This window comes from Neisseria sp. P0022.S009 (assembly GCF_051956675.1).
GTDB lineage: Bacteria > Pseudomonadota > Gammaproteobacteria > Burkholderiales > Neisseriaceae > Neisseria.
In genome coordinates this window covers 258,388-278,072 of record NZ_JBQCXE010000002.1, presented here as the reverse complement: position 1 = coordinate 278,072, position 19,685 = coordinate 258,388, and the positions used below count along the sequence as shown (strand labels likewise).

The window sequence follows — 19,685 nt, the reverse complement described above, 5'->3', positions numbered from 1 at the left end:
CCTGTTTTTTCAGACGGCCTTTCAGCCTTTAATTGTATTTATCTTAATAACAATATGAAAAACATACGGAATTTCTCCATTATTGCCCACATCGACCACGGTAAATCGACGCTTGCCGACCGTTTTATCCAATACTGCGGCGGTTTGGATTTGCGCGAAATGAGTACGCAGGTGCTCGACTCCATGGACATCGAAAAAGAGCGCGGCATTACCATTAAAGCGCAAACCGCCGCGCTCAACTACAAAGCACGCGACGGGCAGGTGTATCAGCTTAACCTAATTGATACGCCGGGACACGTCGACTTTTCTTACGAAGTATCCCGTTCGCTCTCTGCCTGCGAAGGCGCGCTTTTGGTCGTTGACGCGTCACAAGGCGTGGAAGCGCAAACCGTGGCGAACTGCTATACCGCGATTGATTTGGGCGTGGAAGTCGTGCCTGTTTTGAACAAAATCGACCTGCCTGCCGCCGACCCCGAGCGCGTGGAACAGGAAATCGAAGACATCATCGGCATTGACGCTGTCGGCGCGGTGCAATGTTCCGCCAAAAGCGGCATCGGCGTGGAAGACGTTTTGGAAGAAATCGTTGCCAAAATCCCCGCGCCGACAGGCGATGAAAATGCGCCGCTGCAAGCCGTTATCGTCGATTCGTGGTTTGACAACTACGTCGGCGTGGTCATGTTGATTCGTGTGAAAAACGGCACCATCAAGCTGAAAGACAAAGTACGCTTTATGAGCACCAAGGCGGAAACTCAGGTCGAGCAGTTGGGCGTATTCACACCGAAATCGGTTCAAAAACAAGAACTCAAAGCCGGCGAAGTGGGTTTTCTGATTACCGGCGTAAAAGAATTGGGACAGGCGAAAGTCGGCGACACGGTGACTTTGGTTGCCAACCCTGCCTCTGAGCCGCTGCCCGGCTTCCAAGAAGTACAAAGCCAAGTATTTGCCGGTCTCTATCCTGTGGAAAGCCACGACTACGAAGCCTTGCGCGACGCTTTGGAAAAATTGCAACTGAACGATGCTTCACTGAAATTCGAACCTGAAGTTTCTCAGGCATTGGGCTTCGGCTTCCGTTGCGGCTTCTTAGGCCTGCTACACTTGGAAATCGTACAGGAACGTTTGGAACGCGAGTTCGACATGGACTTGATTACCACTGCGCCGACGGTGGTTTACGAAGTCGTGTTGAAAAGCGGCGAAAAAATCGAAGTCGAAAACCCATCTAAACTGCCCGACATCGGCAGCATCGAAACCATTCTCGAGCCGATTATTACCGCGACCATCCTCGTGCCGCAGGAATACGTCGGCAACGTCATGACTTTGTGTAATCAAAAGCGCGGCGTGCAAGTCAATATGCAATATATGGGTCGTCAAGTCATGCTGACTTACGATTTGCCGATGAACGAAGTCGTGATGGACTTTTTCGACAAACTCAAATCCACTTCGCGCGGCTATGCTTCGTTGGACTACCATTTCAAAGAGTTCCAACCTTCTGATTTGATTAAGCTCGACATTATGGTCAATGGCGAAAAAGTCGACGCCCTGAGCCTGATTGTGCACCGTCAAAGCGCGGTTCACCGAGGCCGCGAACTGGCAGCGAAAATGCGCGAGCTGATTCCGCGCCAAATGTTCGACATCGCCGTCCAAGCCGCCATCGGCAGTCAGATTATCGCCCGCGAAAACGTCAAAGCCCTGCGTAAAAACGTTTTGGCGAAATGTTACGGCGGTGATATTACGCGTAAGAAAAAACTTCTCGAAAAACAAAAAGCAGGTAAGCGCCGCATGAAACAAGTGGGCAACGTGGAAATCCCGCAAAGCGCATTCTTGGCGATTCTGCAAGTGAGTGATAAATAATGAATATAAATCTGACTTTAGGTGCAATCGTTGTACTGTTGGCCGGTTTGGTTCTTAACTTCAAAAGCAGCAAAGAGCGTCAGGAAAACGGCGAATGGAGCTCCGGCCTGCAATGGAGTTACCTCCTGTGCATGGTCGGCGTATTCGGCATTTTGTCCGAATTTATGAGCTTTACCGCCGTATTGCTGGTATTTGTCGTGTTTACCGGCATTGTTTGGGCAATCCATAAGGGCCGTCTGAAAAAAAGCGAGACCGGCGAAGACAATGCGCATTTTACCGACTATATGGGCGGCTTTTTTCCCATCATCTTGGTTATCTTTGTATTGCGTAGCTTTATTGCCGAGCCGTTCCAAATTCCGTCCAGCTCCATGCGTCCTGGCTTGGTCAAAGGCGATTTTATCTTGGTGAACAAATTCTCTTACGGTATCCGCCTGCCGATTTTGAATAAGGTCATTATCCCTGTCGGCAATATTGCACGAGGCGATGTCGTGGTGTTCAATTATCCGCTTCAGCCTGAGATGAATTACATCAAACGTATCGTCGGTATTCCGGGTGACGTTGTGGAATATCGTGATAAGGTTTTGACTGTTAACGGTGAAATTATTCCCGAAAAACCAAACGGCAATTATCAATACGCAGATGATACCGATCCATCTATGATTCATACGCTTGAGCGTTTTCAGACGGCCTTGAACGGCAAAAACTTTGACGTGGTCAAGGAGGCCGGTCAGCCTTCCGTATCCATTGCTGTATTGAACAAATATACTTCTGAAGTGATGCCTGAAAGCAATTACTCGCTTGAAAAAAGTGGTTTGGAAAATTGCGAATACGCAGAAGACGGCAATGGCTTTATCTGTAAAGTTCCCGAAGGCCGTTATTTCGCGATGGGCGACAACCGCGACAACAGCGCCGACTCCCGTTATTGGGGATTTGTCGATGACAAGTTGATTGTCGGTAAAGCCTTCTTTGTTTGGATGAATTTTGGCGAACTCAGCCGTATCGGTACCAGCATCCAATAAGCAATAAACAGATTGAAAGGCCGTCTGAAATTTTTCAGACGGCCTTTTTTATGGCAATTTAAAATTTGTGTCTTAGATGAATATTAAATTTAATATTAAAAAAGGCTTGAAATATTATTAACTCAAGAGATGGTTAGGAATATGATAATCATAAATTGGCCAGAAAGAGTAAATTTTCAAAAATTAACAAATATTAATTAAGTAAAGCTGTTTGTATTCGTTTATACTATTACAATAGTATAAGCGTTGTTTATATTCGGTTTTTCAATTAGCAAATAATCTAGTTGTTTTAAGTAAAGTTACTTTCAGTTAATGAGGATTATATTTATGTTTACTCAGAAGAAATCACCTATTACTCATTTTGTATTAACAGGCATATGTGCGGCAGTTTTAGCTGCATGTGCTAGCTCGAATGGAGAACCGGGTTCACCGACAAGTCCATCTGTGGCACCTAATGATATTAGTAATAATACCAACAAAGGTAATTCCAATAAGGAAAATACAAATAAACCCAATACTGGTAAGGACAACGCCGGTAAGGACAACGCAACCAAACCCACTACCGGTAAAGATAACTCCGGTAAAGACAATGCAACCAAGCCTACTACCGGTAAAGATAACGCCGGCAAGGATAATGTAAACAAGCCCACTACCGGTAAGGATAACACCGGTAAGGATAATGCAACTAAACCCACTACCGGTAAGGATAACGCCGGCCAGAACAATGCAAACAAACCTAATACCGGTAAAGATAACGCGGGCAAGGACAATGCAACCAAGCCCAATACCGGTAAAGATAACACCGGCAAGGACAATGCAAACAAGCCTACTACCGGTAAAGATAACGCCGATAAGGATAATGCAACCAAACCCAATACCGGTAAGGATAATGCCGGCAAGGACAATACAAACAAACCTAATACCGGTAAAGATAATTTAGCTCAAGTTAATGAGCAAATTTCTAAAAATATTCAGAATAAATTAGTAACTCTTAGATTGAGTGATGTAGTAAAAACAGAAGAATTTAGTCAAGCTGAAGTAGATACAGGTTTTATTGCAAATAACTTTGCTGCAAACCCATTGTTGGAGAAAGCTTCCGAGAATACTTTTGTTTATGATAGTGCACATATTATCGAAACTTCTGGGAGGGTTGGAAAATATAAACTTTTACGTCCCCAAACGGTTATATTGGGAGGTGTAGCAACACGTTATAAAGTAAATAAAATTGATGGATATATTAAGAGAGAGTATGGTTATGAGGAATTTGATACACCATTAAATTCAAAAAATTTAATTGGTGTAGATAAGCGTAATGTAAATGGTATTTTAATTAAACAGGGTAGTAGCGTTAATATCTTAGACCAAGCAGCCAGCAAATTCGAGTTGGATAGTGTAGGGGGTAGCCGTTATACACAATGGTTTAATAATTTTGAAACTAATGCAGATAATAAAACTTCTTTAGATAAAGGGCGCCGTGTATTAGCTGACGTAGAATATAAGTTAGATGATAAGGGTAATCCGATATGGAACATATCTACTAAACCTAGTAAGGGTTATCAATATGCACATTCTTTGAATAATTATTTTGATAATAATCCGGATGACGAATTATATGTTAATCAAAATGGTGAATATGCATATCGCTTTACTTTGAATAAAACTACTACATTTAAAGTTAGCTCGGAAGCAGCAAAAGTAAATCCAGAGCGCGCAGATGCGCTTAAAGCTTTGGGTTGGGTTGCGGATAAACAATATACTTACCCTGCTGGTAGCTATTTTCTTGTAACACAAAAAGATGGTAGGTTGAAGATTGTAGCTGATAAAGGGCAAATGACCGAAGTGTCATTATATTCAATTCATACCGGTATTGATAATAATAAGGCATTAGGCGCATTTCAAAATAAACGTGTAATTGCAGAAATGTTTAGTGCATTGCACTATGGAAAGGTAAATGAAGTTCGTGCGATTTATACTTATGATGTTGGACAAGCCAATGGTTTTAACCAACAATATCTTTCATTAACTGCATGGCGTTATAAAAATGGCGATGGTACTTATGGGGTTAATACTCCGTTTAACATCGGTATTTTTGACCGAGTTATTACTGAGAATGGTATGGTCGCCAATGTCTATGATATGAAGACTAAAAAAGGATTATCTGCCAAATATACAGGTGTTGCCTATTCTAGCAGAGATGGTAAACAAGACGGCGTGATGAATATGACTGCGCAGTTCCATGAACCAAATATGGCTTACAATACTATTTTAAGTAATAATGTTACCTTTAATGGTGCGATTACCAATCGCCGCTTAGATGACAAGCGTAATATATATTTTGCTAGTGGTAATGTGAAAACGGAAAGTGGAATGCCTTCAGCAAACGCAGGTCAAAAAGTTTCTTTGGTTGGAAGCAAACAACTTGCTAACGATATCACTGTTTGGATGAAAGGAAAAAATCCAGGTGAAAATAAAGTGATTTATGGTAAAGGTGACATACGTTTTGCTGGCCCAAATGCTGAAGAAGTGGGTGGTGTATTAAAAATCACGACCAGCCATGGTGAAAATAATATTGGTTTTGTTGGTAAGCGTTAAAACGCTGATTAAACAATAAGCAGCAGGAGTTTAGCATCTGCTGCTTATTGTTTTTAATATGAAAAATACCAATAGATAAATTTTAATTCAACAATTGTTACTTAAATTTTTAATTTTAAAAATAGATTTATGAAGTCTTATTCATTCATTTTTATACTGGGAACGTTAGCTCCTTCAATGGCTTCTGCTGAAATTATAACGAATCCTGAAACTGTAGCTGATCGACAGGTAGAAAAAATTCAGGAGATGGCTATTCCTAAAATATCAGATCAAGGTAAATTATTTTCAGAAAATGACGGTACTTCTTTAGAAGAGTCTAGTCAAACGTTGACATTAGATGATTTAGCCAAGCAGCCAGAGTTGACAGAGCCATTATTAAATCAGGCTTTACAAATGCGAAATTATATTTCGGCAGCACAGCTCTTGCCAATATATCGAAAATGGAGCGGGCACGATCCTATTTTATTGGCCTATGCGCAAGGTGCAATTTGGCGCTCTGAAGGGAAATATAAAAAAGCTATTAAACTTTATCGTTTTATTCTCGCTCAGAATCCTGATCTTGTTACTGTCCGTTTAGATTTAGCTGCTATGCTTTATGAGGATAGGCAAACTCGCAATGCGAAACATGAATTTAATACAGCTAAGGAGCAAGGGCTGCCTGAAGATGTACTTCCGACTATCGCACTTTATGAAGATGCTATGAAGAAAAAGAAATGGCAAATTTCAGGTAGTCTAAGTTATATCCAAGACAGTAATATTAATAATGTTTCAACAGAACGTGAAATTCATCTTCCTCAATTTGGTAATTTAGCATTTGAAAAGAATCCTGACTATTTGCCGCAAAAAGGACATGGGTTTAATTATTCGTTATCCATCAATCGTGATGATAATATTAAAGATAACCACTACTTAGCTATGTCGGGTGATATGGATGGTGTGACTTATTGGGATAATCATATTTATGATGATCAAGTAGCAAGAATAAGTCTAGGTTATAAAAATAAAAGTTTTAAAACGGATGGCTATGTTATGCCATTTTTAGAAAAACGTCGTTATGGAAATCATCCTTATTACACACGTGCAGGTGTAGATTTAGGTATTTCAAATTGGGTAACGCCAAATTTACGTTTGTCAGCTAACAGTACAATAGCAAAAAAATATTATGCATATACTGAACGACGAGGGAAAGATTATCAAATCGGAGTAGGTGCTACTTACCTTTTAAACAATGATACTTACTTTTTAGGTGGTTTAAACTATGCTCGTGATAAAGTAAAACATTATGCTGGCAGTAGCTCTAAACGTATAGGTGGGTATATTGGTTGGGGGCAGACTTGGGGTAAAGACCTGAATAGCAGACTTATAATCAATCACTATCACGAACATTTTGATGGAAAGCATTATATTTTTACTGATCGTCATCGCAAAGATAATGTAACTATTACTAATTTAAGTATTTGGCACAATAAATTAAGTATACTGGGTGTTACTCCAAGATTAAATTGGCGATATATAAAAAATAATAGTAATATTGGTGAGCTTAATAGTTATTCTAAAAATCGTGTATTCATAGATTTTGAGAAAACATTTTAAAAAATAATTTAATGGATTAATGTAACTTAAACTAATTCTGCTAAATTTGGTTTGAGTCTAAGTATTTCATTATACAAAAAGGCCGTCTGAAATTTTTCAGACGGCCTTTTTGTATCTATTTTTTGTCTTTTAACGAACCCAAATAAATTGCCAATAAAGTCAAAGTGGCGCCACACCATTGGACGGCGTTAATCGGTTTATCCAGCCAGAAATAATCGATTAACATAGCGGCGACTGGTTCGGAGAGCAGTAGGAGGCCGGTCAGTGACAAGGATAAAAGCGGGATGGCGTAAGCAATCAATGCCCAAGCGAAGCATTGCATAACGATGCCGTAGATGGAGACTAGAATCACATCGTTTAAAGTTTTGGGGTATAGATGGGCATTATCGAATAGCAGCGATGGGATGACCAAAGCTATTGCACCGCCAAAGCTTAAAATCATCATCAGCGGAAACAAACCGACTTTTTCCTGCTCATGGGTTTTGCGTACAAAGACCATAGACAGGGCCAGCATGGCGCCGGACACTACGCCGCTGACAAATCCCCATGCGGCGTTGTCGTTATGACCGAACTCCGGGCTGCCGATCAAGGCTACGCCTATGGTGGCCAATATCAAACTTAAAATTTGTAAGGTACTTAGGCGTTCCGAATAAAAGAAGAAGCCGATGGCGGCTAAAAAGAAAATCTGCAGACTGTTGAGCAAGGTGGAAATACCGGGGCCTACGGCGTGAATGCTTTCGTGCCAAAGGGAGAGGTCGAATGCGAGGAAAACACCGGATAAGAGTGCGTAGCCAACCGTTTTTCTTTTCGTGGGCATTTTTTGCCTGAAAAAACGCCCGAGCAGGAAGAATATGGGGGCGGCAATCAGTAAACGCCAGAATGCGATGGCGTAAGAGCCGACATCGACAAATTTGACGATCAAACTGCCCAAGCCGAAGACGACGCAGCCGACGACGGGCGCTGCATAATTTCCCGAACGTGTCTCCATCGGCTTCTCCATCAATCAAATGAAGACGATTATTCCATAAAAGATAGATGAGGCGCTAATGATAAATAGTGGTGAGCCAAGATAAAGGTTTATGATGAAAGGCCGTCTGAAAGCTGTTTCAGACGGCCTTTTGATGATTTTCTGGCTTGATTTAGTATGGTTGTAGTATAAAATCGTTTTACGCCGTGTTTTCAGACGGCCTGATCAGTTTTGGTTTTGAGAAAAGGATATTGGAAATGGCAAACCCTATTCGTGCGTTTTTGGATTATGTGCCGTCGGTTGATGAGTCTTGTTTTATAGATGAGACTTCGGTTGTGATTGGCGAAGTGTCGCTGGCGGAAGATGTATCCGTTTGGCCTTATGCCGTATTACGCGGCGATGTGAACAGCATTTCTATCGGCAAGCGCAGCAATGTGCAGGACGGCAGCGTTTTGCATGTGTCGCATAAGAATGCGGCGAAGCCTGACGGTTCGCCTTTGATTATCGGCGATGATGTGACGATTGGGCATAAGGTCATGCTGCATGGCTGCCGAATTGGGAATCGTGTGTTGGTGGGCATGGGTTCGATTATTTTGGACGATACGGTTGTCGAAGATGATGTGATGATAGGCGCGGGCAGTTTGGTGCCGCCGCGCAAGCGATTGGAAAGCGGTTTTTTATACGTCGGCTCGCCTGTGAGACAAGTGCGTCCGCTGACGGATGAGGAAAAGGCATTTTTGACATATTCCTCTGCGCATTATGTCCGCCTGTCCGGACAGCATAAAATTTCAAAATAAGGAAAACCAATCCAATGAACGCAATTTATCTGGCTTCGGGCAGTCCGCGCCGCCGTGAGATTTTGGAGAATTTGGGTTTCACGGTACACCGCCTGCCTGCGGATATTGATGAAACCCCTAAAGAAGGAGAAGCCGTGGTAGAGTATGTGCGCCGTATGGCCTGCGAGAAAAATCAGGCGGCGGTGGCGCAATGGTTTGCAGCTCATGATCACGAGCCTGAGTTTGCTGTATTGACGGCGGATACGACGGTGGCGGATGGTGCGGCTATTTTGGGTAAACCGGAATCCGAGGCGGATGCGGTCGATATGCTGGAACGTTTGTCCGGACGGACGCATCAAGTGCTGACGGCTGTATGCGTTTACTGGCAAGGCGTGCGCCATGATGTGGTGCAGACGAGCGAAGTGCGCTTTAAAACGTTGACGGCTGAGGAGATTGCAGCCTATGTTGCCAGCGGCGAGCCGATGGATAAAGCCGGTGCGTATGGGATTCAGGGCTTGGGTGGCGTATTTGTCGAGCATTTGCAGGGCAGTTTTACGGGCGTGATGGGTTTGCCGGTTTATGAGACCGCTCAACTACTGAAATCTTTGGGTTTGGAAGCGCCGCCGTTTGCTTAAAATTAGGCAAATGCCGTCTGAAAGCGTGCCGACAAAAACGCCTGTTTCAGTTACAATACTGCCTTAAACAGCTTGCTTGAAGAAAGATATGAAAGAACATAAGGCCCGGAAACGCTTCGGGCAGAATTTTTTGCAGGATACGCGGATTATTAGCGATATTGTCAACGCAGTCAGACCGCAGCCTGATGATATCGTGATTGAAATCGGCCCGGGCTTGGCCGCCATTACCGAGCCTTTGGCGAAAAAACTCAACCGCCTGCATGTTTGCGAAATCGACCGCGACATCGTACGCCGTCTGAAAACCTTGCCGTTTGCAGACAAATTGGTGATACACGAAGGCGATGTATTGCAGTTTGATTTCAACAGCATTAAAGGCAAGAAAAAAATTGTCGGCAACCTGCCGTACAATATTTCCACGCCGCTTTTGTTCCGATTGAGCGAAGTGGCAGACGATGTGATCGATATGCACTTTATGCTGCAAAAAGAAGTGGTCGAACGCATGGTGGCACAGCCGAAAACCAACGACTATGGCCGTCTGGGCGTCATGCTGCAATATTTCTTCGATATGGAAATGTTGATTGAAGTACCGCCAGAGTCCTTTGATCCTGCGCCGAAGGTTGACTCGGCCGTCGTGCGCATGATTCCGGTGAAACACCGCATCGGTAAAGCGGAAGATTTTGAACACTTCGCCAAACTGGTAAAACTGGCTTTCCATCAACGCCGCAAAACCATACGCAATAATTTGAAGGAACTTGCCGACGATGATGACTTGCAGGCAGTCGGTATCAATCCGCAAGACAGGGCAGAACACATTGCCGCTGAGAAATATGTGGAATTGAGCAATTATCTGGTTCAAAAGGCCGTCTGAAAGGTTGGGGACGGAATGTTGAAAAAATATGTCTGGTGTGGGTTGGTTGTATTTATTACCGGTACGGCATTTGCATTAAGCACCGGCGGAGAAGAAAACCTGCGGCGCAAAGCAAAAGCCGGCGATGCTGAAGCGCAATATCTGCTGGCCATGCAGCTGGAAATGACAACAGACCCTGTAAACCTCAAAGAAAGCGAGTTTTATTATTGGCTGAAAAAAGCTGCAGAAAACGGCGAGGGAGCGGCACAAGACTTACTTGACGATATTGAAGCCGAATATGATAAAACAGCTTTAGAAGAAGAGCTTGCGCCCAACGGTTCACAAAAATTGATGGATGAAGTGTTCAAACTGGAAAATCAGAAGCAGAAAAATTATCCGCTGATCAAAGAAAAATTATTTAAAGCGGCAGCTTTGAGCAACTACGCAGCTTTAGCAGATACCGCATGGCTGTTTGGAAATCGGGGTAATGCGCAGAAATACGGCGTTCCCTTCCATCCCCTGAAAGCCTGCATCCTGTCGGTATATACCAACAACCGTTATGGCGACTTGAACAAAGATGCACTGGATATATTGTGTCGCGGCATTTATACCAAGGACAACAGTGAGAAAATCGAGCATTACGCCAAACAGATTAAAAACAGGCCGTCCAAAATCTGGTCAATTTTAGAGAATGTCAAATAAACATGATTAAATTCAAAAATGTACACAAACATTTTAAAGATTTGCACGTTATCAACGGCGTGAATCTGGAAGTCAAACAAGGCGAAGTGGTCGTTGTATGCGGTCCTTCGGGCAGTGGCAAATCGACGTTGATTCGTACGGTAAACCAACTCGAGCGCATTGAAAGTGGCGAGATTTGGGTGGACGGCATCAATGTTGCCGATCCGAAAACCGATTTGAACAAAGTGCGCGAAGAAGTGGGCTTTGTGTTCCAAGGGTTCAATCTGTATCCGCATTTGACTGTCTTGGAAAATATTATTCTTTCTCCGATGAAAGTGAAAAACCAAAGCCGTGAAGAGGCGGAAAAGAAAGCAATGGAGCTTTTGGAACGCGTCGGCTTGGCACATAAAAAAGACGCGCTGCCCGGCCAGCTTTCCGGCGGTCAGCAGCAGCGTGTGGCGATTGCACGCGGTTTGGCGATGGAGCCTCGCGTGATGTTGTTTGACGAGCCGACTTCCGCGCTTGACCCTGAAATGGTTGGCGAAGTATTAAAAGTGATGAAAGACTTGGCGGAAAGCGGCATGACCATGATGTGTGTGACCCATGAGATGGGTTTTGCACGCGAAGTTGCCGACCGTGTGATTTTTGTCGATAAAGGCCAGATTCTGGAAGATGAAACGCCGGAAGAATTTTTTACCAATCCGAAACACGAGCGTGCCAAACAATTCCTGCAACAGGTGATGACACATTAAACTTAGGCCGTCTGAAATTTCAGACGGCATGATCGGTTTGAATGATTTTGAAAGTTGAAGATAATGTATTTTGTTGACCGTACTGCTGTCGTGCTGAAGCCGACCGCCCGTTTTTTAGAATGGTTGAAATCCTCCGATGAGAATATGCCCGATTTGACCATCGAGCAACTGCGTACCAACTGTTCCGTATTCCTGGTGCCGCAATTTGACGAGCCAGAATCCGTCATTTCCTATTTTGACGAACGCTACCAACAGATTTTTGAAGCCGAATTGGCAGGCTGGGACATCGATAAAAGCAAATGGCCGCAAGACATGAGCCTGAAGGCTTTTTGGGAATTTTTCGATACCGAAATCCACGATATGGTTTTGGATATGGAAGAGGCGGAATTGAACATTACGCCTGTTTTCGACAATATGATGTAAAGCCGTGCGAAGTTTTCAGACGGCCTTAAAGCCCTCGCGTTCTTTGAAAATTCTGATTGTCTTCTTACACCTTTCGGCGTTGGCCTTATGCCTTGCCGAGTTTTACGGCTGGATGATGTGGCTGGGTTTGGCGGCGTTGGCCGGCAGTTTTGCCTATGCTTGGCGCAGTGTTAATTTTCAGATTCAAAATGCGGTCAGAAAAATCATCATAGACCGCCAATACCGTGCGACGGTTTACTTGAATGGCGAGGAAGAGGGTAGAAGCGCGGTTTTGCAAGACAGCAGTATGTTGACGGTTTACGCTTTGTTTTTGCAATGGAATGTTGACGGAAAAATGGTCAAACACTGCATCTTGCCCGATATGGCCGACCATGATGCCTACCGCCGTCTGAAAGTATGGGCGCGCTGGTGTCGGGAAAAAGAAGACAAAGCAGAACTTGCGGCAGATATGGATTAAACGGCTGTTTCAGACGGCCTTTTGAAGCGATCAATACAATGAAAACATTACAAGACTGGCTTTCTCATTTGGAGACTGCCCATAGTTCCGGCCTTATCGATATGGGTTTGGAGCGCGTAGGAGAAGTAAAAAAACGCATGAATTTGGTGCCGCAATGTCCTGTCGTCGTGGTGGCGGGTACCAATGGCAAAGGCTCCGTATGCGCCTATTTGTCGCATATTTATAAAGAAGCCGGTTTTAAAGTCGGTACGCTGACCAGTCCGCACCTTCTGCGTTACAACGAACGAATCGCCATCAACACTCAGCCTGTTTCAGATGACCTGATTGTTTCCTCATTTGAGCGCATCGAAGCGGCATGCGGCGAAATTTCGCTGACGTATTTTGAGTTTAATGCTTTGGCCGCCGTCGATATTTTCATGCGTGAAAATGTGGACGTCATGATTTTGGAAGTCGGTTTGGGCGGACGATTGGATGCCGTGAATGTATTCGATGGCGACTGTTCGGTCGTTACCAGCGTGGATTTGGACCATCAGGCATTTTTGGGCGATACCGTCGAGCAGGTCGGTTTTGAAAAAGCCGGGGTGTTCCGTAGCGGCAAACCAGCCGTGTGCGGCCAGAATCCTGCGCCTGAATCATTGGTCAAACACGCAGAAGAAATTGGTGCAAAACTGTTGATGGTCCAGCGAGATTTTGATTTTGCGTCAATGGAAAGCGTGCAGTGGAACTACCGCTTCCATCCGCAATCTTCAGACGGCCAAAACCGCAACCGCAATTCCTTGCCGTTTCCTGCTTTGCGCGGCGCGTATCAGTTGTCCAATGCCGCGTGCGCACTGACTGTTTTAGAGTGTCTGAACAATCAGCTGCCCGTTGACATCGGCGCGATTAAACGCGGTTTGCTGTTGGTTGAGAATCCTGGACGTTTCCAAGTTTTACCCGGCCGTCCGCTGGTGGTTTTGGATGTCGGCCACAATCCGCACGCAGCCCGTGCCTTGCGTCGCAGCCTGATTAACCTTGCCTTTGCCCAAAAACGTACCGCCGTATTCAGTATGTTGTCCGACAAAGATATTGACGGCGTGCTGGAAATCGTTAAAGACCAGTTTGACGAGTGGAATATCGCGCCTTTAGATGTACCGCGTGGCATGACGGTGGAGGCTTTGCAGGCCAAATTGGCTGAACACGGCATCGACAATGTAAATGTTTTTGAAACCGTCGCCGCAGCCTACCGCGCTGCTTTGGCGAAAGCAACCGAAAATGATAGAATCGTTGTTTTCGGCTCATTCCATACTGTTGCCGATGTAATGGCTGTTTTGAAAGAACACTAACGAGGAAATTATCATGTCCGACAATAAACAAAAAGAAACTCCAAACGGATACGATTTAGACGGTTACGAACAACTCAAACGCCGCAATCGCCGCCGCTTGGTTTTGGCCTCCGGCTTGGTGGTGGCTTCAGGTATGCTGTTCGGCCTGGCGCTGACATCGGGTGACGATAAAAATTCACCGTTTAAAGAAGCCCCTGTCGGTCAGACTCAAGTCAAAACGGCTGATGAGCCCAGCAAGGCTGTTGTCCTAGAGCCGAATAAAGAGGATGTTGCGATGGCTGAAGAAGCAGCCCGCCATGCGGATGCCGAAGCGCAAAGCAAACCTCAAAATGCCGGCGATGAAGAAGACAATGCGCCGGTTGAAGTATTGAAGCCAAACCGTGAATCTGCTCCCGAAGATGTCGGCGAGCCGTTGGTTTTGATTAATGATACTTTGGATGACGGCAATATTAAAGGTTTGGAAGAGTCCGAGCGTATTCAACGCGCCGAGGCTGCCAAACGTGAAGCTGCGGAGCGCCGAGCCGAAGAACGCCGCCAACGTCAGGCTGAACAACGTGCTGCTGCGGCACGTAAAACACAAGCCCAACAGGAAGCTGCTGAGAAAGAAAACGCATTGGCGGCTAAAAAACGCGCACTTCAAGCGCGTGCTGAAAAAGCAGAGCGTGAAGCTGCTGCCGAACGCAATAAATTGGCACAATTGGAAAAAGCAGAGAAAGCCATTGCTGAACGTAAATCTGCCAAAAACAGCAAAGACAGCGTAAAAGACAAGGCCGAACCTGCCAAGAAAGCAGAAGCCAAAGTTGAAAAACCAAAAAATGAAAAGGCTAAACCGGAAACGGCCAAAACAGAAAAAGCCGATAAGGTAAAAACTGCCGAGAAGCCGTCTGAAAAAGCCAAGCTTAAAGCCGAAAAAGAAACAGCAGAAGCCAAACCTGCGAAAAAAGCCGCCATTCAGGCTGGTTATGCTGAAAAAGAACGCGCACAAAGCCTGCAACGTAAAATGAAAGCCGCAGGTATCGATTCGACCATTACTGAAGTGATGACCGATAAAGGTAAGGTGTATCGCGTGAAATCAGCCAGTTATAAAAATGCACGCGATGCCGAGCGTGATTTGAACAAATTGCGTGTACATGGCATTGCCGGTCAGGTAACCAGTGAGTAATTTGCCTGTTGCCGATTTGTTGGCTGTCGCCGTCATCGTCATCTGCATCATTATCTCGCTGACGCGGGGGATTATTGCTGAAGCAGGGGCGATGGTGGCATGGGTGGTATCGTTTATTGCAGCCAGAACGCTCGCCGTGCCGTTTGCCGATGTGGTCTTTAAATCGGTTGAGCCGCATGCTTTGGCGGTTGCCATGGGTTTTGCCGCTGTGTTTTTTCTGGCATGGCTGTTGCAAAAACTGGCACGGTCGCTGTTAAGCAGTTTGGTGTCTGCCGTTGGTCTGGGAAGCATCAACCGTTTGCTTGGCGGCGTATTCGGTGCAGTGAAAGGTGTGATTTTGGTAACACTGGCTGTGATGGTTTTTTCGCATACCGATTTGCCGAAGACGGAAGAGTGGCAAAGTTCCCATACGATTCCGTATTTTGAATCGCTTGCCGATGCCGCAATGCCGTATCTGCCGGGAAAAGAAGATACGCATGAGGAAGCGGATGATTGATGTTAATGGTTTCAGACGGCCTGAAGGTCGTTTGAAACCGTTTTTTATTTGTCTGAAGGTAGCATTATATTGTCAACAATTTGGGCAAACTCCTCTAAATTATTTTATAATGACACCTTACCCATTTAACCCTAAAACTCGGAGAGTCTCGATATGTGTGGTGTATTAGGTTTGGTCAGTCATGAGCCGGTCAATCAGCTGCTGTATGACGGTCTGCAGATGCTGCAGCATCGTGGTCAGGATGCGGCAGGCATTGTGACTGCAGAGGGCAGCACGTTTCATATGCACAAAGGCAAAGGCATGGTGCGTGAAGTGTTCCGTACCCGAAACATGCGCGACTTGGTAGGTAATGCCGGCATTGCACATGTCCGCTATCCGACCGCCGGCAATGCAGGCAGCAGTGCAGAGGCTCAGCCTTTCTATGTCAGCTCTCCGTTTGGCATTGTTTTGGCACATAATGGTAATCTAACCAATACCGAAGAGCTGTATGAGAATGTGTGCAACAAACACCTGCGCCATGTTAATACCAGCTCCGATTCCGAAGTATTACTCAATGTATTTGCGCATGAATTGCGCCGCGAAGTCTCTAAAAATACAGTTCCTTACCAACTCACCATCGACAATATTTTCAACGCTGTTTCCGAAGTGCACCGTTTGGTGCGCGGCGCATACGGCGTAGTAGCCATGATTGCAGGATACGGCATGCTGGCTTTCCGAGATCCTTTCGGTATCCGTCCGTTGGTTTTGGGTTCGCAAATTGACGAATCCGGCAAAAAATCTTATGCCGTTGCCTCCGAATCCGTTGCCTTCAATGCACTTGCCTATGATTTGGAACGCGATATCCATCCGGGCGAAGCCGTATTTATTGGTTTTGACGGTACGATTATTTCCCGTCAATGCAGCGATAAAGCCAAATTAAGCCCTTGTCTTTTCGAATATGTTTATTTTGCCCGCCCGGACTCCGTCATCGATGGCGTTTCCGTTTATCAGTCCCGTATGGATATGGGTGTATCGTTGGCAGAAAAAATCAAACGCGAGCTGCCTGTCGATGATATCGATGTCGTGATGCCGATTCCCGATACCAGCCGACCCAGCGCGATGGAGCTTGCCGTCCATCTCGAAAAACCTTACCGCGAAGGTCTGATTAAAAACCGCTACATCGGCCGCACCTTTATTATGCCCGGCCAGGCAACACGCAAAAAATCAGTACGCCAAAAACTCAGTCCGATGGAAACCGAGTTTAACGGCAAGAGCGTTTTATTGGTGGATGATTCCATCGTACGCGGTACGACCAGCCGTGAAATCGTCGAAATGGTACGCGCGGCAGGTGCACGCAAAGTCTATATCGCTTCTGCCGCTCCTGAAGTACGCTATCCGAATGTGTACGGCATCGATATGCCGACCCGTGAAGAACTGATTGCAAACGGCCGCAGCGCGGCAGAAATCGCAGCCGAAATTGGCGCGGACGGTATCGTCTTCCAAAATTTAGAAGACTTGGAAGCAGTAGTCAAAGCGCTCAATCCCAAAATCGAATCCTTTGATTCTTCATGCTTCAACGGTGTTTATCAAACCGGCGATATCGATGAAGCATATCTAAATCGCCTCTCTGCCGAAAAATCAGGTTGCGGCGGCTTAAAAGTACATCCAAGCAAAATGGAACACAGCATCAGTATCAGCGATAGCGATGATGAAGAATAAAGTAAATTGACTTACAATAAAGGCCGTCTGAAAATTAACGTTCAGACGGCCTTTAATTATGTTTTAGACACATCATGAGTACCGAAACCAAAAATTACATCACGCCTACCGGCTGGCAGGCATTGAAAGACGAACTTTATCATCTGGTCAACAAAGAACGCCCGGAAATCGTCCAAATCGTTAACTGGGCGGCAAGCAATGGCGACCGTAGCGAAAACGGCGACTATCTTTACGGCAAACGCCGCATGCGCGAAATTGACCGCCGTATCCGCTTCCTAACCAAACGCTTGGAAGCCGCCGTCGTCGTCGATCCAGAAGCGCGCGAAGCCACGGACCAGATTTTCTTCGGTGCAACCGTTGGCTTACTGCGCGGAGACGGTCGAGAACAAACTGTCAAAATCGTCGGCGTAGATGAAATCGATACCGCTAAAAACAAAATCTCATGGATTTCCCCTTTGGCACGCAGCCTGATTAAAGCGCGCGAAGGCGACGAAGTTGTCTTGAATACGCCGGAAGGGCAGGAGGTTATAGAGATTTTGTCGGTGGAGTATATTAAGATTGAATGATTATGTGTGAATAATGCGAATGAAACTACAAAAGGCCGTCTGAAAAATAGACTTCAGACGGCCTTTTATTGATTGTATCTACACTTTTAAGATTTTCCAGCTTTATCCCCGATTTTGCTTTCTTTGCCTTGAAGCAGATTTTGAATATTGCTTTTATGGCGGTACAACACCAATGCGGCAATGAATACGGTTGCCCATGCCCAAGAGGCGTGTGGCATCATAAAGAAGGCGAAAATGGGTGCGCAGACGGTGGCGACCAGGGCAGCGAGGGAGGAAACTTTGAAACCAAACGCCATGACCAGCCAAATCAAGGCGCAGAGCAGGGCGGTTGCGGGGGAGAGGGCGAGCAAGACGCCCAATGCGGTGGCTACGCCTTTGCCGCCTTTAAAATTGAAAAATATTGGCCACATATGGCCGACCAATGCTGCAATGGCGACCAGGGCTATTGTTGCATCCGACAAATCTAAAGCATTTTGCAGACAGCGCGCCAAGATGACGGCAACCAAGCCTTTTACTGCATCGCCGAGCAGGGTCAGTGCGGCTGCTTTTTTCTTGCCGCTGCGCAAGACGTTGGTGGCGCCGGGGTTGCCGGAGCCGTAAGTGCGCGGATCGTCCATGCCGTAATATTTTGATACGATGACGGCAAAAGACAGGGAGCCGATAAGATAGGCGGCAATAATGGCAAGTACATTGAACATTTTGGGTGCTTTACTTAAAATGGGAATGGTTATTCTATCAAAAAAACGGACAGGCAAATGGATAAAATCTTTTTGTACGGCATGAAAGCCGATACTTTAATCGGCGTATATGATTGGGAACGTGAGCGTAAACAGACTTTGATTTTGGATTTAGAAATCAGTGTTCCCGAGCGTACGGGCACGAGCGACGATATCGGCGACACCATCCATTATGGCGAAGTATGCGAAGTCGTACGCCGCAACCTTGCCGAACAGGATTTTTTACTGCTGGAAACGTTGGCGGAACATATCGCCCAATTGATTTTAAATGATTTTGGTGCGGTCAAAGTACGCGTCCGTATTGTGAAACCGGGTATCTTGCCCGATGTTGCGCAGGTCGGTATTGAAGTTGAACGTACTCGGGAATAAACCATAAATATATAAATTTTTAGTTTTAAATAAAAAAGAAAACGTCATGATTGAACAAATATTGGGAAGTATGTCAGGTATATTTTGGATTTTTCTGATCATTATTCCTTTGCTTTTATTAAAAGCACTGTTGAGAAATCCTAAAATAAAGGGAAGCATGGGGGAAATAGCAGTTCGTTCTGTAATTGGAAAAAATTTAGATGAGAAAACTTATTTTGAGTTTCACGATTTAATTATTCCATCTCGAGATGGTACGACACAAATTGATCATATTTATGTCTCAATTTTTGGGATATTTGTGATAGAAACTAAAAATTACACAGGCTGGATTTTTGGTAGTGAAAAGCAATCTAAATGGACGCAAATCATCTATAAACAGAAACATTATTTCCAAAACCCGTTGTGTCAGAATTATGCTCATATCAAAGCATTGTCAGAACTATTGCAATTTCCTGAGGAGAAGTTTCATTCAATGGTAGTTTTCTTAGGTGATTGTGAATTGAAATCGAAAATGCCACCCAATGTTTGCCGTATTAGGCAGGCGGCGGCTTATATTAAGAATTTTCAGACGGCCGTATTGCTTCCTCATGAGGTAGAGGCAATAGTTGCTGTATTGTCTTCAAGTGACTACCAAGCAAATAGTGAGAAGCTGCGAACACATACGGAGCGTTTGCAACAACGACATCAGCGGTAAATATTAGAAAAGGCATCCTCTGAATTTATTTTAGTAAAATTTCAGACGGCC

Annotated in this window: 20 protein-coding genes; 18 read left to right on the top strand and 2 right to left on the bottom strand. The window is 45.1% G+C overall.

Annotation, left to right across the window (positions count from 1 at the left end):
- The first annotated feature begins 54 nt into the window (after positions 1-54).
- From lepA to ACTHUG_RS04415, 4 genes are all read left to right on the top strand, one after another.
- Positions 55-1,848, top strand: a complete 1,794-nt coding sequence (lepA, locus tag ACTHUG_RS04430; RefSeq protein WP_036490455.1) for a translation elongation factor 4 — start codon at positions 55-57, stop codon at positions 1,846-1,848.
- Entirely contained in the window at positions 1,848-2,867 is a 1,020-nt protein-coding gene (gene lepB, locus ACTHUG_RS04425) for a signal peptidase I (protein ID WP_440386230.1), read from the top strand. The genes lepA and lepB overlap by 1 nt, the downstream gene beginning before the upstream one ends.
- 327 nt (positions 2,868-3,194) lie before the next feature.
- Complete coding sequence (locus ACTHUG_RS04420; protein WP_440386231.1) at positions 3,195-5,459, top strand: hypothetical protein; 2,265 nt, start codon at positions 3,195-3,197, stop codon at positions 5,457-5,459.
- A 177-nt stretch (positions 5,460-5,636) separates the two neighbouring features.
- Positions 5,637-7,052, top strand: a complete 1,416-nt coding sequence (locus ACTHUG_RS04415) for a surface lipoprotein assembly modifier (protein ID WP_440386232.1) — start codon at positions 5,637-5,639, stop codon at positions 7,050-7,052.
- Positions 7,053-7,167: 115 nt separating this feature from the next.
- On the opposite strand, the gene ACTHUG_RS04410 is transcribed toward ACTHUG_RS04415, so the two are convergent.
- The gene (locus ACTHUG_RS04410) at positions 7,168-8,040 is read right to left on the bottom strand and encodes a DMT family transporter (protein WP_440386233.1); all 873 of its coding nucleotides are present in this window, start codon (positions 8,038-8,040) and stop codon (positions 7,168-7,170) included.
- Between the two features lie 236 nt (positions 8,041-8,276).
- Here ACTHUG_RS04410 and ACTHUG_RS04405 point away from each other — a divergent pair, with 236 nt between their 5' ends.
- The 12 genes from ACTHUG_RS04405 to greB all read left to right on the top strand — a co-directional run bounded on the left by ACTHUG_RS04405 (position 8,277) and on the right by greB (position 17,834).
- Positions 8,277-8,816, top strand: coding sequence for a gamma carbonic anhydrase family protein (locus ACTHUG_RS04405; protein ID WP_049322909.1), 540 nt, complete (start codon positions 8,277-8,279; stop codon positions 8,814-8,816).
- A gap of 14 nt (positions 8,817-8,830) precedes the next feature.
- Positions 8,831-9,430: a Maf family protein gene (locus tag ACTHUG_RS04400; RefSeq protein ID WP_314058534.1), complete on the top strand. Its 600-nt coding sequence runs from the start codon at positions 8,831-8,833 to the stop codon at positions 9,428-9,430.
- A gap of 88 nt (positions 9,431-9,518) precedes the next feature.
- Positions 9,519-10,298, top strand: a complete 780-nt coding sequence (gene rsmA / locus ACTHUG_RS04395) for a 16S rRNA (adenine(1518)-N(6)/adenine(1519)-N(6))-dimethyltransferase RsmA (protein WP_314058533.1) — start codon at positions 9,519-9,521, stop codon at positions 10,296-10,298.
- Between the two features lie 15 nt (positions 10,299-10,313).
- A complete protein-coding gene (locus ACTHUG_RS04390) occupies positions 10,314-10,979 on the top strand; it encodes a sel1 repeat family protein (RefSeq protein WP_070850648.1) in 666 nt (221 codons plus the stop codon).
- A 2-nt stretch (positions 10,980-10,981) separates the two neighbouring features.
- Positions 10,982-11,710 (top strand): amino acid ABC transporter ATP-binding protein, encoded by a 729-nt coding sequence (locus ACTHUG_RS04385; RefSeq protein WP_003747231.1) that lies wholly within the window; start codon positions 10,982-10,984, stop codon positions 11,708-11,710.
- Positions 11,711-11,773: 63 nt separating this feature from the next.
- Positions 11,774-12,133 carry a hypothetical protein gene (locus ACTHUG_RS04380; protein WP_049322913.1) on the top strand — a complete coding sequence of 120 codons (360 nt, stop codon included), beginning with the start codon at positions 11,774-11,776 and terminating at the stop codon, positions 12,131-12,133.
- Between the two features lie 4 nt (positions 12,134-12,137).
- The gene (locus ACTHUG_RS04375) at positions 12,138-12,590 is read left to right on the top strand and encodes a protein YgfX (protein WP_440386234.1); all 453 of its coding nucleotides are present in this window, start codon (positions 12,138-12,140) and stop codon (positions 12,588-12,590) included.
- A gap of 38 nt (positions 12,591-12,628) precedes the next feature.
- Positions 12,629-13,912: a bifunctional tetrahydrofolate synthase/dihydrofolate synthase gene (folC, locus tag ACTHUG_RS04370; RefSeq protein ID WP_440386235.1), complete on the top strand. Its 1,284-nt coding sequence runs from the start codon at positions 12,629-12,631 to the stop codon at positions 13,910-13,912.
- Positions 13,913-13,925: 13 nt separating this feature from the next.
- On the top strand, positions 13,926-15,074 hold the full coding sequence (ftsN, locus tag ACTHUG_RS04365) for a cell division protein FtsN (RefSeq protein WP_440386236.1): 1,149 nt from the start codon (positions 13,926-13,928) through the stop codon (positions 15,072-15,074).
- Entirely contained in the window at positions 15,067-15,570 is a 504-nt protein-coding gene (locus tag ACTHUG_RS04360) for a CvpA family protein (protein WP_440386237.1), read from the top strand. Before ftsN ends, ACTHUG_RS04360 begins: the two co-directional genes overlap by 8 nt.
- A gap of 153 nt (positions 15,571-15,723) precedes the next feature.
- The gene (purF, locus tag ACTHUG_RS04355; RefSeq protein ID WP_049322919.1) at positions 15,724-17,268 is read left to right on the top strand and encodes an amidophosphoribosyltransferase; all 1,545 of its coding nucleotides are present in this window, start codon (positions 15,724-15,726) and stop codon (positions 17,266-17,268) included.
- A gap of 74 nt (positions 17,269-17,342) precedes the next feature.
- Positions 17,343-17,834, top strand: coding sequence for a transcription elongation factor GreB (gene greB, locus ACTHUG_RS04350; protein ID WP_049322920.1), 492 nt, complete (start codon positions 17,343-17,345; stop codon positions 17,832-17,834).
- Positions 17,835-17,920: 86 nt separating this feature from the next.
- Here greB and plsY read toward each other — a convergent pair whose 3' ends face one another.
- A complete protein-coding gene (gene plsY, locus ACTHUG_RS04345; RefSeq protein ID WP_070712548.1) occupies positions 17,921-18,532 on the bottom strand; it encodes a glycerol-3-phosphate 1-O-acyltransferase PlsY in 612 nt (203 codons plus the stop codon).
- A gap of 57 nt (positions 18,533-18,589) precedes the next feature.
- Between plsY and folB the strand changes: the two genes are divergently transcribed.
- Entirely contained in the window at positions 18,590-18,940 is a 351-nt protein-coding gene (folB, locus tag ACTHUG_RS04340) for a dihydroneopterin aldolase (RefSeq protein ID WP_440386238.1), read from the top strand.
- Between the two features lie 46 nt (positions 18,941-18,986).
- Positions 18,987-19,634, top strand: a complete 648-nt coding sequence (locus ACTHUG_RS04335; RefSeq protein ID WP_440386239.1) for a nuclease-related domain-containing protein — start codon at positions 18,987-18,989, stop codon at positions 19,632-19,634.
- Positions 19,635-19,685 lie beyond the last annotated feature (51 nt).

Excerpts from the sequence above, each read along its gene's own strand:
- lepA (WP_036490455.1), top strand. The coding sequence starts at position 55 with ATGAAAAACATACGGAATTTCTCCATTATTGCCCACATCGACCACGGT.
- lepB (WP_440386230.1), top strand. The coding sequence starts at position 1,848 with ATGAATATAAATCTGACTTTAGGTGCAATCGTTGTACTGTTGGCCGGT.
- ACTHUG_RS04420 (WP_440386231.1), top strand. The coding sequence starts at position 3,195 with ATGTTTACTCAGAAGAAATCACCTATTACTCATTTTGTATTAACAGGC.
- ACTHUG_RS04415 (WP_440386232.1), top strand. The coding sequence starts at position 5,637 with ATGGCTTCTGCTGAAATTATAACGAATCCTGAAACTGTAGCTGATCGA.
- ACTHUG_RS04410 (WP_440386233.1), bottom strand. The coding sequence starts at position 8,040 with ATGGAGACACGTTCGGGAAATTATGCAGCGCCCGTCGTCGGCTGCGTC.
- ACTHUG_RS04405 (WP_049322909.1), top strand. The coding sequence starts at position 8,277 with ATGGCAAACCCTATTCGTGCGTTTTTGGATTATGTGCCGTCGGTTGAT.
- ACTHUG_RS04400 (WP_314058534.1), top strand. The coding sequence starts at position 8,831 with ATGAACGCAATTTATCTGGCTTCGGGCAGTCCGCGCCGCCGTGAGATT.
- rsmA (WP_314058533.1), top strand. The coding sequence starts at position 9,519 with ATGAAAGAACATAAGGCCCGGAAACGCTTCGGGCAGAATTTTTTGCAG.
- ACTHUG_RS04390 (WP_070850648.1), top strand. The coding sequence starts at position 10,314 with ATGTTGAAAAAATATGTCTGGTGTGGGTTGGTTGTATTTATTACCGGT.
- ACTHUG_RS04385 (WP_003747231.1), top strand. The coding sequence starts at position 10,982 with ATGATTAAATTCAAAAATGTACACAAACATTTTAAAGATTTGCACGTT.
- ACTHUG_RS04380 (WP_049322913.1), top strand. The coding sequence starts at position 11,774 with ATGTATTTTGTTGACCGTACTGCTGTCGTGCTGAAGCCGACCGCCCGT.
- folC (WP_440386235.1), top strand. The coding sequence starts at position 12,629 with ATGAAAACATTACAAGACTGGCTTTCTCATTTGGAGACTGCCCATAGT.
- ftsN (WP_440386236.1), top strand. The coding sequence starts at position 13,926 with ATGTCCGACAATAAACAAAAAGAAACTCCAAACGGATACGATTTAGAC.
- purF (WP_049322919.1), top strand. The coding sequence starts at position 15,724 with ATGTGTGGTGTATTAGGTTTGGTCAGTCATGAGCCGGTCAATCAGCTG.
- greB (WP_049322920.1), top strand. The coding sequence starts at position 17,343 with ATGAGTACCGAAACCAAAAATTACATCACGCCTACCGGCTGGCAGGCA.
- plsY (WP_070712548.1), bottom strand. The coding sequence starts at position 18,532 with ATGTTCAATGTACTTGCCATTATTGCCGCCTATCTTATCGGCTCCCTG.
- folB (WP_440386238.1), top strand. The coding sequence starts at position 18,590 with ATGGATAAAATCTTTTTGTACGGCATGAAAGCCGATACTTTAATCGGC.
- ACTHUG_RS04335 (WP_440386239.1), top strand. The coding sequence starts at position 18,987 with ATGATTGAACAAATATTGGGAAGTATGTCAGGTATATTTTGGATTTTT.